The 1,408-nt window shown below is 68.7% G+C and carries 1 protein-coding gene; it reads right to left on the reverse strand.

Annotated elements, in window-relative coordinates:
* Nucleotides 1–10: 10 nt before the first annotated feature.
* A complete protein-coding gene (locus tag ACGFI2_RS30600) occupies nucleotides 11–1,249 on the reverse strand; it encodes an IS701 family transposase (protein ID WP_393523665.1) in 1,239 nt (412 codons plus the stop codon).
* Nucleotides 1,250–1,408: the final 159 nt, after the last annotated feature.

Here is a 1,408-nt window from a genome sequence, read left to right on the forward strand (position 1 = left end):
TACTCCAACGTCACTTGGCCTGTCTGCCCTGGTAGTGGGATCGGCGGGCTCGGGCTTGGGATGTTCGTCGCCAGATTGACCAGTGCAGGATGTGCTTCGGGGGCAGCTGCCCCGTGAGGACGAAGGCGTTGAGGAGTCGGCGGATCTCGGCGACGGTCAACGCGATGATCTCCGAGTCGGCGTCAGGCTGCTGCGCAATGGCGGCGAGGATGGTCAGGACGGCGAGGGTGAGCATGGCCAGGGTGATGAAGCGGTGCCAGCCGGTCCAGCCGCGGACCTGGTAGTGGTCCAGGCCGACCTGGCCCTTGCCGGTCTGGAACAACTCCTCGATGCTCCAGCGGGAACCGGCCACTCGCACGAGGGTGTGCAGCGGAACCGGTCGAGGCGCCCAGCAGAGGTAGAAGGCCAGCTCACCGGTCGTGCGGTTGCGGCGGATCAGCAGCCACCGGTGCTCACCGGGGTTGGTGGCGGTGGTGATCCAGGCCCACAGGTAGTCGCGGGGACCTTTCGCCCCTGGCCCGCAACTGTGCTGCTGCCATTCGCGAGTGGGGATCCGCTCGGCGAGGTCGTCGACGCGGATCAGAGTGCGACCGTCGTTGACGTGCACACGTCGGTCGCAACCGACCGCCAGGACGTAGCCGATCTGACGCTGTTCCAGGTCGGCGCGTAGGCCGGGGTCAGCGCCGTAGACCTCGTCGCCGGTCACCCACCCGAAGGGGACACCAGCCTCGATCGCGGCGGCGATCATCTGCCGGGCCAGGGCCGGTTTCGTAGCGAACCCGATCTGCTCGGGGACGCCGGCGGCGGTGAGACGCTCGGGCCGGGCGCACCAGGTTGCCTCGGGTAGGTAGAGCCGGCGGTCGATCAGCGCCCTCCCGTGCGGGGTGACGTAGGCCAGGAACACCCCGACCTGACTGTTCTCGACACGTCCGGCGGTGCCGGTGTACTGCCGCTGCACCCCGACCGAGCACACGCCCTTCTTCAGGAACCCGGTCTCGTCGGTGACCAGCACCGCATCGGGGTGGCCGAGCTGCTCCACCAGCCAGGAACGCACGTCATCACGGACGTCGTCGGCGTCCCACACCGCCGTGCGCAGCAGCCGCTGCATCGCCTGCGGATCAGCGTGACCCGCCCGCTCTGCCAGGGACCAGCAGGTCTTGCGTTCCACGCCCGACAGCAGCCCTTCCACGAACTGCCCGGCCGTCCGGCGCGGCTCCGCCCGCACGAACCGGCCAGCGACACGCGTCACCGCCTCGTCCAGGATGACCCGCCACCCGGCGGGGTCTACGCTGTGGCACGCGGCCACCGCACGATCTTCGGTTGTCCTCACAAACCATCGATGATCAACGCGGTGGCCGTCTTCATGCCCACGCCACGCTCAACGCCGAAGCCAAGTGACGTTGGAGTA

This window comes from Micromonospora sp. NPDC049282, assembly GCF_043197045.1.
GTDB lineage: Bacteria > Actinomycetota > Actinomycetes > Mycobacteriales > Micromonosporaceae > Micromonospora.